The sequence below is a fragment of the Mesorhizobium sp. L2C084A000 genome (genome assembly GCF_000502875.1).
Classification (GTDB): domain Bacteria; phylum Pseudomonadota; class Alphaproteobacteria; order Rhizobiales; family Rhizobiaceae; genus Mesorhizobium.
Genome location: NZ_AYWX01000047.1, coordinates 1 through 846 on the forward strand (window position 1 = coordinate 1; position 846 = coordinate 846).

Sequence of the window (846 nt, forward strand, 5' to 3'; positions counted from 1 at the left end):
GTTGAATCGCCGATGGCGATGGTCAGCGTGGTGTGCGAGGTGTCGCCGTCGCCGTCCTTGATGGTGTAGGTGAAGACATCGCTGACGCCGCCCTGCGTGCCGGCATCGCGAACATAGGAGTAGGAGCCGTCGGCGTTGAGCGTCAGCTTGCCGTAGCTGCCCTGGACCTGGGTGCCGAGCGTTGCGGCATTGTCGACATCGAGATTGGTGTTGCCGGCGGCAACGCCGACCACGGCAGCGCCATCGGCGCCCTTGACGTCGATGCCGGTGACCGGCGAGGTGGTGCCAACCGCGCTCAGCACATTGCCGGTCTCGGCGGTGAACTGGTTGGACGCAACACTGTCGGTATCGGCGTGTGCGGTCGGCACGTCGTCGACGATGGTGATGACGAGATTGCCGGCTGGAGCGCTGTCGCCGTCGGCGTCGGTGACGACGACCGCGAAGCTGGTGCTCGACGGATCGGTCAGCGTGTTGTCGATCAGCGTATAGGCGTAGCTGATGGTGCCGATGCCGGTGGTTGCATTGTAGACATAGCTGGCCGTCAGCGATCCTGTGGTGCCGTCGGCAAAAGTCTGGGCCGAGCCGGTCAGCACATGGCCACCCAGCGAGACGGTGGTCAGGCCGTCGGGCGAGGTGAAGCCGATGGTGCCCGAAGTGGTCTCGGTGGTTGCAGGCTCGTTGGAGCCGGCCGGTTCGCCGGCGCGTGCCGGCAGGCTGGCTTCATAGACGGTGGTGGTGGCGCCGCCGGCAGCCGGAATGGCGTCGGTCGGGGTTGAATCGCCGATGGCGATGGTCAGCGTGGTGTGCGAGGTGTCGCCGTCGCCGTCCTTGATGGTGTAGGTGAAG

General features: G+C 66.0%; 1 protein-coding gene. It reads right to left on the reverse strand.

Going from position 1 to position 846, the window contains the following annotated elements; genetic code table 11:
- The coding region (locus tag X735_RS0135715; protein WP_031214095.1) for a VCBS domain-containing protein at positions 1 to 846 on the reverse strand (846 nt) is incomplete at both ends.